The 13,177-nt window shown below is 54.5% G+C and carries 13 protein-coding genes; 7 read left to right on the forward strand and 6 right to left on the reverse strand.

The features are described from left to right. Window positions 1-100: 100 nt before the first annotated feature. A complete protein-coding gene (gene prmA, locus QQ91_RS14990; protein WP_166275764.1) occupies window positions 101-1,033 on the forward strand; it encodes a 50S ribosomal protein L11 methyltransferase in 933 nt (310 codons plus the stop codon). A gap of 6 nt (window positions 1,034-1,039) precedes the next feature. Here the strand turns inward: prmA and QQ91_RS14995 are convergent, their stop codons facing one another. Further along, window positions 1,040-1,327, reverse strand: coding sequence for a 4a-hydroxytetrahydrobiopterin dehydratase (locus tag QQ91_RS14995; protein WP_166275766.1), 288 nt, complete (start codon window positions 1,325-1,327; stop codon window positions 1,040-1,042). Between the two features lie 294 nt (window positions 1,328-1,621). On the opposite strand from QQ91_RS14995, the gene QQ91_RS15000 reads away from it, so the two are divergent. The 4 genes from QQ91_RS15000 to QQ91_RS15015 all read left to right on the forward strand — a co-directional run bounded on the left by QQ91_RS15000 (window position 1,622) and on the right by QQ91_RS15015 (window position 6,326). Continuing rightward, window positions 1,622-3,313 carry an iron uptake porin gene (locus QQ91_RS15000; protein ID WP_166275768.1) on the forward strand — a complete coding sequence of 564 codons (1,692 nt, stop codon included), beginning with the start codon at window positions 1,622-1,624 and terminating at the stop codon, window positions 3,311-3,313. 77 nt (window positions 3,314-3,390) lie between these two features. Then, window positions 3,391-4,287, forward strand: a complete 897-nt coding sequence (locus tag QQ91_RS15005) for a S66 peptidase family protein (RefSeq protein WP_166275770.1) — start codon at window positions 3,391-3,393, stop codon at window positions 4,285-4,287. 12 nt (window positions 4,288-4,299) lie between these two features. Next, complete coding sequence (locus tag QQ91_RS15010) at window positions 4,300-5,538, forward strand: DUF790 family protein (RefSeq protein WP_166275772.1); 1,239 nt, start codon at window positions 4,300-4,302, stop codon at window positions 5,536-5,538. 176 nt (window positions 5,539-5,714) lie between these two features. Next, window positions 5,715-6,326, forward strand: coding sequence for a hypothetical protein (locus QQ91_RS15015; protein WP_166275774.1), 612 nt, complete (start codon window positions 5,715-5,717; stop codon window positions 6,324-6,326). 129 nt (window positions 6,327-6,455) lie between these two features. Here the strand turns inward: QQ91_RS15015 and QQ91_RS15020 are convergent, their stop codons facing one another. Continuing rightward, on the reverse strand, window positions 6,456-6,887 hold the full coding sequence (locus QQ91_RS15020; RefSeq protein ID WP_166275776.1) for a DUF6918 family protein: 432 nt from the start codon (window positions 6,885-6,887) through the stop codon (window positions 6,456-6,458). Between the two features lie 217 nt (window positions 6,888-7,104). On the opposite strand from QQ91_RS15020, the gene QQ91_RS15025 reads away from it, so the two are divergent. Further along, window positions 7,105-8,871 (forward strand): S-layer homology domain-containing protein, encoded by a 1,767-nt coding sequence (locus QQ91_RS15025; protein WP_166275778.1) that lies wholly within the window; start codon window positions 7,105-7,107, stop codon window positions 8,869-8,871. 9 nt (window positions 8,872-8,880) lie between these two features. Here QQ91_RS15025 and cutA read toward each other — a convergent pair whose 3' ends face one another. The 4 genes from cutA to QQ91_RS15045 all read right to left on the reverse strand — a co-directional run bounded on the left by cutA (window position 8,881) and on the right by QQ91_RS15045 (window position 12,356). Continuing rightward, window positions 8,881-9,228, reverse strand: coding sequence for a divalent-cation tolerance protein CutA (gene cutA, locus QQ91_RS15030; protein ID WP_166275780.1), 348 nt, complete (start codon window positions 9,226-9,228; stop codon window positions 8,881-8,883). Between the two features lie 13 nt (window positions 9,229-9,241). Then, on the reverse strand, window positions 9,242-9,934 hold the full coding sequence (locus tag QQ91_RS15035; RefSeq protein ID WP_166275782.1) for a DevA family ABC transporter ATP-binding protein: 693 nt from the start codon (window positions 9,932-9,934) through the stop codon (window positions 9,242-9,244). A gap of 88 nt (window positions 9,935-10,022) precedes the next feature. After that, window positions 10,023-11,177 (reverse strand): ABC transporter permease DevC, encoded by a 1,155-nt coding sequence (gene devC / locus QQ91_RS15040; RefSeq protein WP_166275784.1) that lies wholly within the window; start codon window positions 11,175-11,177, stop codon window positions 10,023-10,025. A 6-nt stretch (window positions 11,178-11,183) separates the two neighbouring features. Then, entirely contained in the window at window positions 11,184-12,356 is a 1,173-nt protein-coding gene (locus tag QQ91_RS15045) for an efflux RND transporter periplasmic adaptor subunit (RefSeq protein ID WP_166275786.1), read from the reverse strand. 245 nt (window positions 12,357-12,601) lie between these two features. Between QQ91_RS15045 and QQ91_RS15050 the strand changes: the two genes are divergently transcribed. Beyond that, a complete protein-coding gene (locus QQ91_RS15050) occupies window positions 12,602-13,147 on the forward strand; it encodes a shikimate kinase (RefSeq protein WP_236095903.1) in 546 nt (181 codons plus the stop codon). The last annotated feature ends 30 nt before the right edge of the window (window positions 13,148-13,177 follow it).

Genomic DNA, 13,177 nt, shown 5'->3' on the forward strand with positions numbered 1-13,177 from the left:
GCTCGCGCAATCCCAGATCGGCTAGTGACCCCGGCAAGCCAGTCTGGGATTGACAGATAACCTTTATTGAAGGCCGTGCGGTCTCATCAAGCCAAAAATTGTGAAGGATCAATGGTGGGAAATTGAGATCCAGGGCAGCCGAGCCCTGGAAGATAGTGCCTTTGAAGAGAGTACCCTTGAAGACCTTATTTTTTGGGAATTGCAGGCCGCAGGATGCCTGGGCACCGCCAGCTTTCATCGAGACGGTCGCCCCGTGATTTGTGGGTATCTTCCTCGGGTTCAGGTCCAGGAAGCCGACATTCAAGCGATCGCCCAGGAACTGAACCAAACCATCCAAGCCCTGGGATTGCCACCCGCACCGGTCCGCTGGAGCATCGTGATGCAGGAGGACTGGGCCAACAGTTGGAAAGACTACTGGCACACTCAACCGGTGGGTGAACGGTTTTTGATTCATCCCCAATGGCTGCCCGAACCGCCGCATTCCGAGCGACTGCTGATCCGTCTTGATCCGGGGATGGCCTTTGGCACCGGCACCCATGCCACGACGCAACTGTGCTTGGAAGCCCTGGAAGAACAGTACCGCAGCGCAGATCATGAAGGGAGGCAAGAGCGAGTGGCGGACATTGGATGCGGCACTGGGATTTTAGCCATTGCCGCCCTGCTATTGGGCGCCAAACAGGTCTTCGGCGTAGATACCGACCCCCTTGCCGTAGAGGCCGCAAAGGCCTGCCGCCGATTAAACCACCTGAGCCCCCAGCAGTTTTCGGTGCAGTTGGGGAGTGTTCCTGAACTCGTGGCCGCCAATCGAACTCCTGTGGATGGCCTTTGTTGCAACATCCTTGCAGAGGTCATCTTGAGACTAATTCCAGAGATGACATCCTTGGTTCAACCCCAAAGCTGGGCCATTTTTAGTGGGATTCTGCAGCGGCAGGCCCAGACCGTCGCCATAGCCTTAGAGGCTCAGGGCTGGCAGGTCAATCAAAGCAAGCATCGGGGCGACTGGTGCGTTTTACAGGCCACTTACCAGCCCTAATCAAGTTTAACGGGCCATCTGGTCGGCTTTTTCCGCCCAGTTGATATCCTTCATGGTGAGGCCTCCTGCATCATGGGTTACCAGGGTGACCTCGACCCGGTTGTAGACATTAAACCATTCGGGGTGATGTCCCATGGCCTCAGAAACTAGGGCCATGCTGCTCATAAATCCAAAAGATCGCAGAAAATCTGGGAACTGAAAGGTTTTCTTGAGTTTTCCATCGTGCAAACTCCAGTCCTCTAGCTTAGTCAAATGGGCCTTGAGTTCTTGTTCTGTCAGACGATCGGTGCTCATGGTAAATCCTATGGGAACTTCCGTTCCATCCTAAGAAACTTCCGGGCCTGTTAAAACACACCGCGCTCCGTTTGACTTGAATTATTTGATAATAACTATCATTAGAGCTAAACCTCTACCAAGCTATTGAGAGAGATTTGCATAAGACACCATCCTATCCTAGGATAGTTTCTCAACTAGCTAAGAGTTAATCTCAGCGACGTCCTGAGCGCTGAGCCAGATTTCAGGCTCAGGGCGATTTTGATGAATGGACTTTTGTGGACTTTTTCTGTGAGGAGCTAACGGTTTAAGGTTATGGCCATATCAATATTTTTTCCATCCCCCAGGTCTGCAGCCTGCGTCAGTGCGATCGCGGCTGGGTCCCTGCTGGGAATGATTCCAGCGCCAGCCCAGGCGGCCCCCGCCGAAGCTGATGGGCTCTGGCAACCCTTGGTCCAGTTACAGGGCGATCGCCCCAGGGAGATGGGTCAGGTAACCTCGGTGAACCAGCTTTCAGATGTTCAACCCACCGACTGGGCATTCCAGGCAGTGCAATCCCTCGTAGAGCGCTATGGATGCGTGGCGGGTTATCCCGATGGCAGCTTTCGCGGAAATCGTGCTGCCTCCCGGTATGAGCTAGCGGCTCTGGTAAATGCTTGCTTAGACAACATTAGCGACCAGTTTGCCACCTCAGAAGATTTGGAGCAGTTACGGGCGCTTCAGGAAGAATTTGCCATGGAGCTGGCAACCCTGCGGGGGCGCGTAGACGGACTAGAAGCTAGAACTTCCACCCTGGAGGCTCAACAGTTTTCAACCCTCACCAAGCTGACTGGAGAGGTGGTGTTGGGAGTGGGATACACTGGCGACGAAAACAACGCTTCGGCCAATGGCCCAAATCCCGAGCCGGGGCAAGATCGGATCTTTTTTGCCAACCGGACACGATTGACCTTTGATACCAGCTTTTCTGGCACCGATCGCCTGCGGGTGCGCCTCCAAGCTCGCACAATTCCGAATTTAGAGGATGCCACCGGCACCCGTATGGCCCGCCTGGGATTCGGGGGCACCAACGACAATCAGTTTCAGCTAGATGAATTAAATTATCAATTCAAGCCCCTAAAAAACCTCCAGCTCAAGATTGATGCCAATGCCGGTGAATTTCAAGATAACATCGACACCATTAATCCTTACCTGGCCAGCAGCAGCAGCGGCGCCCTGTCTCGATTTGGTCGCTTTAACTCCATCTATCGCCAAGGCGGTGGCGGTGCGGGAGCCACCCTTAACTGGAAAATCAACGATGTGGTGGGACTGACCCTGGGCTACCTGGCCGATGAACCCCAAAATGCCGTGAGTGAGGTGGGCGATGATCCCAATCCCCCGGCCGGCGCTTCGCGCGGAGGACTTTTATTTGGCAGCTACGCAGCCCTGGCCCAGTTGATGGTGCAGCCATTTAAGCAGGGAAAATTTGCCTTTACCTATGTTAAGAGCTTTGATGAGGCGGGCAACGTCGATGTGACCAGCAGCACTGGCGGCAGTACCCCCATTTTTGGCGATCGCTCAACTCGCCGCCCCTTCTCCAATACCGAAGATACAGAGGCCGATCACCTGGGATTTCAAGCAACCTTCCAACCCGCTGACTTTTTGAACCTTTCTGGATGGGTGGGCTACACCTTTGCCCGCACTGCCGATGCTGCCAACAACGAATCGGCGGATCTACTCAACTGGGCTGTCTCTGCGCAGTTTCCAGATCTCGGCATGGAGGGGGCCCTTGGGTTTGTGATTTTCGGTCAGCCTCCAAAGATCATCAGTGCTGACAATGTGGACTTTAATGGTGCCCTGGCCGGCACGGGACAAGGGGGAACCACCTATCATGTTGAGGCGGGATACAAGTTTCCCGTGAATAAAAATATCCACATTACCCCTGGGGTAATTTATCTCATCAACCCCGAACATAACAGCGCCAATACGGATATCGTGATTCCCGTGATTCGCACCACCTTTAAGTTCTAAACTTTTAAGTTCTAGATAAGGTCTAAAATAGCGAGGCTTTCCTGCAAGTCTTCCTATACTTATCAGCTCCGCGTTTTATGCAACCTTGTCAGCTTCCCCCCCCCCTGCAGCCTGGGGATTCCCTGTGGGTCATCCTGCCCAGCGGGGCCCTGCGTGAGCACGATCGCTTTAACCAAGGCGTTGACCTCTGGCGATCGCAGGGATACCGAGTGGTGCTCTCGGCTGAGTACGATCAGCGCTGGGGGTATTTAGCCGGCACGGACGCGCAGCGGCGAGCCGCCCTTGATCAGGGGTTGCGGCAGCCAGACATACGCGGAATCCTGTGCGGCCGCGGGGGGTATGGCGGAACGCGCCTTCTGGAGCAGTGGCAGTGGCCCCCCCAGGATCCACCCAAGTGGATCCTGGGCTTTTCCGATGTGACCAGCTTGCTCTGGAGCTATGCGTGCCAGGGCCTCGCTGGGGTTCACGGTCCTGTGCTCACCACCTTGGGCCAGGAACCGGACTGGGCCTTGCATCGACTCTGGACATTGCTCGCCGGTCGGCCCCTACCTCCCTTGACAGGTTTGGGATGGGGCGGCGGTATTGCCGAGGGTCTCCTGCTGCCCTGTAACTTAACGGTGGCCACCCATCTATTGGGAACGCCTTGGATGCCAGATCTTTCCAATGTGATTTTGGCCCTTGAGGATGTGGGGGAAGCGCCCTACCGAATTGATCGCATGCTGACCCATTGGCGAACCAGCGGCAGGCTCCAGCAGGTCAGGGGAATTGCCCTAGGCCGGTTTAGCCGCTGTGAGGCTCCAGAGGGGATTGCGAGCTTTACGGTGGAATCGGTGCTGCGCGATCGCCTGGCGGATTTAGGGATACCGGTGGTTTCCGATTTACCCTTCGGACATGATGGAGTGAATGCCGTGCTGCCGGTGGGTCAACGAGCCCGCCTAGATGGCAATCACGGTACCCTAGAGGTGCTGACCTAGTCCCCATCCGGCATGCTCACCAGCGATTTGCTGATTTATCGCTATCAGGGAGAATCTCTAGTTCCCAAAGCCTTGAGCCCAACTCCCGCCCATCTCCAGATGGCCCAAACCCTCATCACCACCTTTGCCTCGATGCAAGGGCGATCGCGTCACGATCTCGACCAAACACTTCAGGATCTGGAGGGCGATCAAACCGACTACCGAATCAAGCGGGGACTGGCCCATCTGTTAAGCTCCAGTTTTTCAACCTTTGAAACAGTGAGCCCCATGGACCCCGTTGACCTGCGTCAACTCGTGTTTAGCCTATCGGCTCAGGGCGCCCCTGCCCCTCAAAAAGCACCGATGATCCTGGAGCACGCGGCGCAGCAGCTAACCCAGTCCTTGGGAGTCACGGTGGAACCCCATCAAGTCCAGTCAGGACTCTACGCGGACCTGAAGGAGAATCAAATTTTGGTGCAGTTTGAGGCCCCGACCCCAGAGGCACTGCTGCACCGCTACAATCTGGCGCAGGTTCAGGGGCTGTTCTATCGCGCCTATCAAGTGGTCATTGATGCCTATCGTAACGATCCTGGCGAATATAAGCTGCTATTTCGCTATATCAAACTATTTTCCCTCATGGCCTACATTGAGGGCCAGGCCGATCATGGCTTTACAATCACCCTGGATGGTCCCACGAGCCTTTTCCAGGCCAGCACGCGGTACGGTCTAGCTCTGGCCAAGCTCATTCCTGCCCTGTTGCACGTCACCAAATGGCGATTGACGGCAACCTTAAACCACAGGGATTCCAGCTCACAGACCACCCAGCGGCTGCGCTACAGCCTTAATTCTGATACGGCCCTACAGAGTCACTATCCTCCCGGCAAACCCTTTGACAGCTTAATCGAAGAGCAGTTTTATCAAAGTTGGTCCCGCCAAAAAACCGATTGGGTTTTAGAGCGGGAAGTGGATCTAATCCCCCTTCCAGGAAGCGTCATGATTCCAGACTTTAGGCTGGTTCACCCCACGGGTAAAACCTATCTCCTTGAAATTGTGGGCTATTGGCGCCCAGACTATCTGAAAAAAAAGTTTGCCCAGGTGCAAAAAGCAAATCGCACCGATTTAATTCTGGCGGTTTCCGATCGGCTAAATTTAGAAAAAGCTGGTGTCAATTGGAAGCAAGTCAACGTCCCCATTGTCTGGTTTAAGCAAAAGCTCAGCCCCCGTCAGATTCTCGACCACATTAATGCCGCTTCCCCTGAGGCCTTAGGTTAGAGGACCGGGTTCAGCACCGGCCTTTCATTAGGCCCAAACCGGCTATCAAAAAATTATTTTCAAGTAGAAAAACATCATGATGGATCCAGACACTAAGTTTCTATTAAGGCTACGGATGGGTATATTTGCTATCTCTTAGAATCGGAGTATGTCCTTGATTTTTTGGACGTCCTTCCATGATTCACTTCTCCTTGCCGCAAACCTCAGGACTAGCTCGAACGCTTCTGGGGATGTCGATCCTGTTCTGGTTCGAGAGTGCTTCGCTGCAGGCGGTAACCGCAGACCCTGGAACCTTGCCCGTTGGCGCACAAGTGGACGACGTGGCTGATTTAAGCAATCTGCCCGACGGCAATCACCAGTTCTGCTCTTCTCCTGAAGCAGATCACACCCTTCAGGGGGCGGGGGTCTGTTATTGGTTTACTAAAAGAGGCTCCCAGTTTATTGGTTACTATGGCCAGCCGCAATCAGATGCCCTTGTCGATTGCGTTCAAGGACAGATGCAAAACGATCGCATTGTTGGAGATGCACTGGCCCTCTCCTGGGGGGGTGCCCCCTGGATGGATTTAGCCAGGGAAAAGCCCTTTATTTGGGAGGCGTTGACCCTAAAATCTGGCCAGATCCGTCATAGCGCTATGAACCGATTTGGAAGAGTGGATCTGGTGCGCTTTGAGACGGCTGAGTTAGACTTGAAAAATTTTTATCGCTATGGCCCGCCGGAAGCTGCAACCATGAACCCTCCCCCCCAAACCTGTGAGGTGAACGATTGGATCAGCAAAATATCCGCCTAGGAAAGAAGGAAATTGAATGGCGAGTCCAGCGCATAATTTCAGGATGCTCAGGCGGGATGCATCCGTGGCAATGGCCTGGTGCTAAAACCAATGGGCCATCAAATTAGCTGTATTGGTTAGCTATGTTGGTTAGCTGTATTGGGCAATAATTTGGGCAAGCCCCGGTACAGCCTGTTCCACATCCCCTTTAACAGAGTTTCTGACCTTTTTATAGGTGGCAATTACAATCTTATTTTGGGCGTTCTTAATTTTATTATCTGTAACGGAGAGGAGAATTTCCGCCGTCTGCGCTGGATTTTGGCTCAGGTGGGCCACGGGATCTCCTGTCTGTACCCCCACTTGCCACATGGGATCCATGGCCACCAGGGCTTGGGGTAAAAGCCCATGGATGGCCCTGGGAACGTAATTGGGTCCAATGCCCTTCAGGGCAGTGTAGGCGGCCTTAATCGCCAGTCCCCCCAGTCCTGTTTTACGGGCGACCTGTTGATCCATTAGCTGGGCACAATCTTGGGCAATCTGGGCTTGAACCTGGGGATCTTGGAATTTCTCGCTAAGCACCATGGAAACGTGGACTCAATGACAACAAGAAGGATTTGCTCCCTATTATGACCAGAAAGTGCAGGATTTGATCGGGTTAATGATCGATGGAACTGATTGGGCCGGTCTCAGGTCCTGTTTTAGGGGGGGGCGGTAGGATTCTAGCAAAATTTCTGGAACGTTGGAATTCTAACGGTTGTATCTCCAGGCAGCTTAGTCTAGGCAACAGAAAGAGGATACTATGACCTGTAATCTTGTGACACGTTATTCCCATCAAGGCCCCGCCACCATCACCTGGGTTTCGGCGCTCAGCATCTTGTCCTTTGCCATAACAGATCCGGCGGTGGCTCAGGGTAAGTTTACCGACGTGGGCGATCGCTACTGGGCCAGGCCCTTTATTGAATCACTGGCCCAGGAAAATATCATTAAGGGATTTCCCGACGGCACCTTTAAGCCAGACCAGCCCGTAACCCGCGCCCAGTTTGCCGCCATCATTAAACAGGCCTTCTCGATTCAACCGATTCGCCCCTCGCGGCCCTTTAAAGACGTAGCGTCCAGCTACTGGGCAACCCCAGCCATTGATTATGCCTACACCACGGGTTTTCTCTCGGGATACACTAGCGGCGACTTTTCTCCAGAGCAAAATATTCCCAAGGTCCAGGCCCTAGTCTCCCTTGCCAGTGGTTTAAAGCTCACTCCGAGAGGATCGGTGGAGCAGACCCTGACCGGCTATGCGGATGCTTCCCAAATTCCTAACTACGCTCGTCCGGGGGTAGCCGCTGCGACCCAACAGCGAATCCCCGTCAATTACCCCAATCTTGGCTTCCTCAATCCCAATCAGCAGGCCTCGCGTGCCGATATTGCCGCCTATATTTATCAAGCATTGGTCAGTCAAGGACGTCTGACCCCCATTGCCTCCACCCAGCCTGCAGCACAATACATTGTCCAATCCAGTGCCAACTCGACCCATTCAGCCCAGGTTACCCTTCCCTCAGGCACTGCCCTCCCCGTGAAGGTTCCCGATGCGCAGGAATCCGCTAATTTATTTTTAGCAGTGGGGGAAACTCTGGAAACATCCTTAGAAGTGGCGGCAGATATCCTAGATGCTAACGGTCAGCGAGTAATCCCCCAAGGTAGCCTCATTCAGGGCAGATTTCAGCCCCTGCGCGTGGGGAACACCGCAGCCACCCAGTTTATTGCCAGCCAGATTCGCCTTGGGAACCAAACCTACAGCTTGAATGCCACCTCTACTGCGGTGGCGCCCCAATCTCAATCCGCGGTGACCTCCCAGGATCTTCAGGGCAGCATTTCTACTCTGTCTGCTTCCACGTTGTTACAGACGTTGCTGAGTGGACGACTCGATACCGGATCGCTCATCTCCCGCGTCATTCGATCCGGGGCGAATCTGAGCCAGGGAAGTAGCGGTGCCTCCACAGCGTCCGATCAAGTGGTTTTGGTCAATTTGAGAGCGTTAGACCTGCGCCTAAACGCGCCATTTTCTGTGACAAGCAGTCAGCTTCCCACCTCCCCCAGTCATTCAGCCGCCTATGAGGTTCGCTCCGGCACTCAGCTGGCCCTCACCTCCAGAACCGCCAATACTCGCTATGTCAGCTTGCCCAATGAAACCCTTCCCCTCACTTTGAAGACTGCGGAAACCCTGTACGACAGCCAAAACCGGGTTCTCATTCCCCAGGGAAGCGAAGTGCGCGGTAGCTTAATCCCTGCCCGTGTGAACGGCCAAGCAGGCGCAATCTTTGAAGCAACGCAGATGACGGTGGGGGGCAAAACCTATCCGGTGAGCGGCTTCACTCCTGGAATTATGCCCCGGTCTACTCAAACGTTAACCCTTGCAGACTTTCAGGGAAATGTGGTGACCTCCCCCGATGCTGGAATCCTGCTGCAATCGCTGCGCCAAAATCCCAACGCGGGGAGTGCCTCCTCAATTATCTTCTTTGACCCTGACCAAATCCAGCTTGAGTTTGATCGCCCGGTCCTGCTGACCCCCTGAGGCGGCGCACTAGACCCCGGAAATTGGGGTTTGGGTTCGGAGCCAGTCAAGGTAGGGGGGACTCCCAGCCACAATGGGAAGGGCCAGAATTTCCGGTACTTCGTAGGAATGATGGGCGATCACCGTGGTCCGGAGCGTATCGAAGCAATGGGCGGTGGTTTTGATGATGAGCTGCCATTCCGCTGCTTCCTGCAGATGCCCTTCCCAAAGATAAAGCGATTCCAGAGGAAAGAGGTTAACGCAGGCGGCGAGCTTCTGTTGAATGAGCTGCTGAGCAATGGCTCTCGCCTCTTGATGGCTGCTGGCTGTCACAAGCACAACCAGGGGTTCAAGGGACTCTTGGAGGTTAGTATTCATGAATTAGCGTGCATTAGCTAAGGGCTTTGGAAGAGAGATGGCCATCCTCCATCTGAATAATCCGGTCCGCCACGTCTAGGATGCGATTGTCATGGGTCACGATCAAAATCGTACAGCCTTGCTGCTTTGCCAGGGACTGCATTAGCTCCACCACTTCGCGGCCAGAATGCTTATCTAGGGCCGCCGTAGGTTCATCAGCCAGCACAATTTTAGGACGGCTAACCAGGGCTCGCGCGATGGCGACTCGCTGTTTTTGTCCCCCCGAGAGATGATGGGGGTAGGAGTTGACCCACTCCCCTAGCCCCACGGCCTCCAGCATCTGTTGCGATCGCTGGCGGGCCGAACCAGCCTCAATTTTGGAATGCAGATCCAGGGACATCTGCACGTTTTGACGGGCCGTAAGGGAATGGAGCAAATTGTGGGCTTGAAAAATATAGCCAATATTACGGCGCACTGGCACAAGCTGATTGCGGGAGGCGCGGTAGAGCTGTTGTCCGAGCACTTGCAGGCTACCCTCTTGGGTGGATCGCAAGGCCCCAATGAGGGTCAGCAATGTGGTTTTTCCAGAGCCGGAGGGACCGGTCATAATCACAATTTCACCGGGATAGATGGTCTCACACACCTGAAATAAAATTTGCTTGCGCAAGCGTCCGCGACCAAAGTAGTGGCTCACGTGGTCAATCGCAATGACTGGTTCCTGGCCCATCTCGTCTGTTCTATCCTTCAGAAATGAAACTCCTTCGTCCTGGCCCAAAATCCTCAATTGTTAAGATCGCTCTACTCAAAGCTAGCTGCTAAAAGATATCCGCTGGATCAGCGGCCTGTACTTTCCGCATGGCGATCGCCCCTGAAATTAGACACATGAGGGCCGTGAGGGAAAAGACGACCATTCCCCGCTCCACCGTCATGGAGAGGGGCAGCGCCGTAGCCTTGCGTGTCATGCTGTACAGGCCCATACTGCCAAGTAGCCCCGGAATATAGCCTAAAACCGAGAGAATTATGGCTTCTTGAATAACCACGCCGAATAAATACCGGTTACGATAGCCCATGGCCTTCAAGGTCGCATATTCGGCCAGGTGATCCGAAACGTCGGTATAGAGAATTTGGTAGACAATGACCGTGCCAACAATGAAGCCCATGGCACTCCCCAGGCTAAAAATAAACCCAATGGCGGTGCTGGTTTGCCAGTAGCGTTGCTCAAACTGCACAAATCCAGCCTTGGTAAAAATCATCACATCGTCGGGCAGGGCCGCATCAATCCGTGCGGCTAAGATCTCAGGGGACAGGCCCGCCTCAGCGGTAATCAACCCCAAGTCAATCAATCCCGGCGATCGCGACGGGGTAAAGCGCAGAAAGTTGAGATCGCTGGTGATTAAATTTCCGTCCGCAGCGAAGGAGGCGCCTAGACTAAACAACCCTTTCACCGTCAGTCTGCGATCTTCCAGTTCGGTTTCCACCACACGCCCTTGATCAAACCAGGCTGGCACAGGACCAAACTCAGGACGAGACAGGCGATCAAAGAGGACAACGTCGGACTTCTTAAGGAGATCCTGCTGCGCCTTAACACCCTCCAGGGTAAAGGGATGAGATTCAGGTTCAATCCCAGCAATTAAAATCTGGCGGGTGCCCCGAGTTTCAGGATTTCGCCACAGGGCAAGGCGTAGGTAGACCGGGGTAAAGGACTCAACCCCCTCAATCCCTCCCACCTGATAGAGCCGACGCCGCGAAAAGCTTTTCAGGGCAAAGAGGTTGGTGGACTGGGGGCTGATCATCACCACATCGCAGTTGAGATTGCGATGCAGCATCACTGCCGCCTCAAACAGGGCATCTCGAAATCCAAGCTGAATCATCATCAGGACAACCGCAAAGGTAATCCCCGCAACAGCTACCAGCAAACGCACGCGCTCTCGGATCAGCTGCAACCAGGCCAGGGGAATCGCCAACATCATGCCCCCCTAAGTTTGCGGACCCGATCGGGTATCAATCATCACATCGACCTGAAGATTGGTTAGTCCCGCCACCCGTTGACCATCTCGAAGTCGAATTTTGACCTCCACCACCCGCGCGTCCGTACTGGCCGCAGGGTCCGTACTCAGCACATCCTTTTTGCCCACCTTGAGGCCAATTTGATCCACCACTCCGACCAGTTCTCCCCCAATGGCAGGACTGGTGATCGTGGCCAGCATCCCGCGCTCAACATTGGCAATATCCGTCTCGTAAACCTCGGCGATCGCGTACATCTGCTGGGTGCGGGCAATTTCCACGATGGCCTGGCCGCTAGATCCTTCCCCCATGGGGGGCTCAATGGCTTCCCCATCTCGAAGCAAGACCTTCACCACCTGACCGGCCACGGGAACTCGAATAATTGACTGACTAAGCTTAGCCTCAGCCAGCTTCAGATTACTTACCGCAGAGTTGAGCTGCACCTGAGCTTGAGCCCGCAAGGAGGCAGCCTTTGTCGATTCCACTTGGGCCTGAGCATTCCGCTCACTGGCCCGTTGATCGGCTATTAGCTCCTCCAACAGAGCCTGCGCTGCCCTTAGTTCTTCCTGTTTCTGATGAAAGGCCAGCTGACGATTTTCAAAGGCTTGCTGCGAAACGGCCCCCTGAGTCACCAAGGATTGGTAGCGGTTCAGATCCGCTTGGGCCTGGGCCAGTTCCGCATCAATTCGCTGTACAACAGCACCTTGAGCTTGAATCGCACGCAATTTCGGGGTCTGAGCCTGAAGCAGTCGGGTCTCAGCCTCCTGAGTTTGCATTTTCCCCAGGATCTCCTCCGTTTGCAGCAAGGCCTGGGCCTCTAGAACGCGGTTGGCCGCCAAGTCTCGCTCGGCCTTGCGTTCCTCAAAACTATCTAAAATCGCAACGGTGTCTCCTGGCGCCACCTGCTGTCCCTCGCGCACCATGAGACGCTGAATCCTGGCGCCGCTCGGACCGCCCACGCGAAAAATTTCGCCCTCTGGCGCAATACGCCCCAGGGCTGAAACACCTTGAGCATCCTGCGGTTCCACTGAAGTTGTGGGAGAGGGGGCAGGGGAATTTTGGCTGAGCTGACTGGCGGCAAAGGTACCAGCCCCAGCAATGGCCACCCCGATTCCCACTCCAATGCCCCACTTAATGGAAAACATAACCGTTAAGGCCTACGGGCCATGAAATTAACCTCTAAGGGAGTAGTTCAATTGTAAAGATAATTGAAGATCATGACCATTGGCTGACAAAACGGAAAATTTTCCAATTTTTTTGGGAGATTCCGGGAGATGGAACCCTGACCCCCCATGAGACAATGACAAGAAACCAACTCGGGACTGGTTCGACTCCAAGCCGTACCTTGTTAGCCGTACATTTTTATCATTTCAGCTGGGTTTAATTGATTTTGACTAATCTTGCTCCTGATCTTCGCAATGTCAACCTCTTTTTAGTGGGGATGATGGGCGCGGGTAAATCCACCACGGGGCAGGTCCTCGCTCAGCGGCTTGCCTATCACTTCTTTGATACCGATGCCCTGATCGTACAAGCCACGGGCCAGTCCGTGGACGCCATTTTTCAAACCCATGGGGAATCCGGCTTCCGCAAGATCGAGACCAGCGTTCTTGCGGAACTGGCAAGCTATCGGAACCTGGTGATTGCCACTGGCGGCGGCATTGTGCTCACCCCCCAAAACTGGAGCCATCTGCGCCATGGTCTCGTGGTGTGGCTGGATGTGGATCTACCCACCCTTTGGACGCGCCTCAACCAGGATCAATCTCGTCCCCTCCTAAAAACCCCCGATCCGCGGGCCACCTTAGCAGCCTTACTGGAGGCGCGGCGATCGCTTTATGCCCAAGCCGATGTGCGGGTGGCAGTGCCGGGCGAGGCTTCACCGGAGCAGGTGGCCGAGCGGGTGTTTGCCGCCATCGCTCCAGTGCTGCGTAGAGATTGAGAGGATGCCCTTGTTAAGGGCTGACCGCCC

The organism is Lyngbya confervoides BDU141951 (assembly GCF_000817775.3).
GTDB lineage: Bacteria > Cyanobacteriota > Cyanobacteriia > Thermosynechococcales > Thermosynechococcaceae > Lyngbya > Lyngbya confervoides.

Coding starts and splice junctions, on each gene's coding strand:
- QQ91_RS15010 (WP_166275772.1), top strand. CDS start 4,300: ATGCTCACCAGCGATTTGCTGATTTATCGCTATCAGGGAGAATCTCTA.
- QQ91_RS15025 (WP_166275778.1), top strand. CDS start 7,105: ATGACCTGTAATCTTGTGACACGTTATTCCCATCAAGGCCCCGCCACC.
- QQ91_RS15000 (WP_166275768.1), top strand. CDS start 1,622: ATGGCCATATCAATATTTTTTCCATCCCCCAGGTCTGCAGCCTGCGTC.
- QQ91_RS15005 (WP_166275770.1), top strand. CDS start 3,391: ATGCAACCTTGTCAGCTTCCCCCCCCCCTGCAGCCTGGGGATTCCCTG.
- QQ91_RS15045 (WP_166275786.1), bottom strand. CDS start 12,356: ATGTTTTCCATTAAGTGGGGCATTGGAGTGGGAATCGGGGTGGCCATT.
- devC (WP_166275784.1), bottom strand. CDS start 11,177: ATGATGTTGGCGATTCCCCTGGCCTGGTTGCAGCTGATCCGAGAGCGC.
- QQ91_RS14995 (WP_166275766.1), bottom strand. CDS start 1,327: ATGAGCACCGATCGTCTGACAGAACAAGAACTCAAGGCCCATTTGACT.
- QQ91_RS15035 (WP_166275782.1), bottom strand. CDS start 9,934: ATGGGCCAGGAACCAGTCATTGCGATTGACCACGTGAGCCACTACTTT.
- QQ91_RS15015 (WP_166275774.1), top strand. CDS start 5,715: ATGATTCACTTCTCCTTGCCGCAAACCTCAGGACTAGCTCGAACGCTT.
- cutA (WP_166275780.1), bottom strand. CDS start 9,228: ATGAATACTAACCTCCAAGAGTCCCTTGAACCCCTGGTTGTGCTTGTG.
- QQ91_RS15020 (WP_166275776.1), bottom strand. CDS start 6,887: ATGGTGCTTAGCGAGAAATTCCAAGATCCCCAGGTTCAAGCCCAGATT.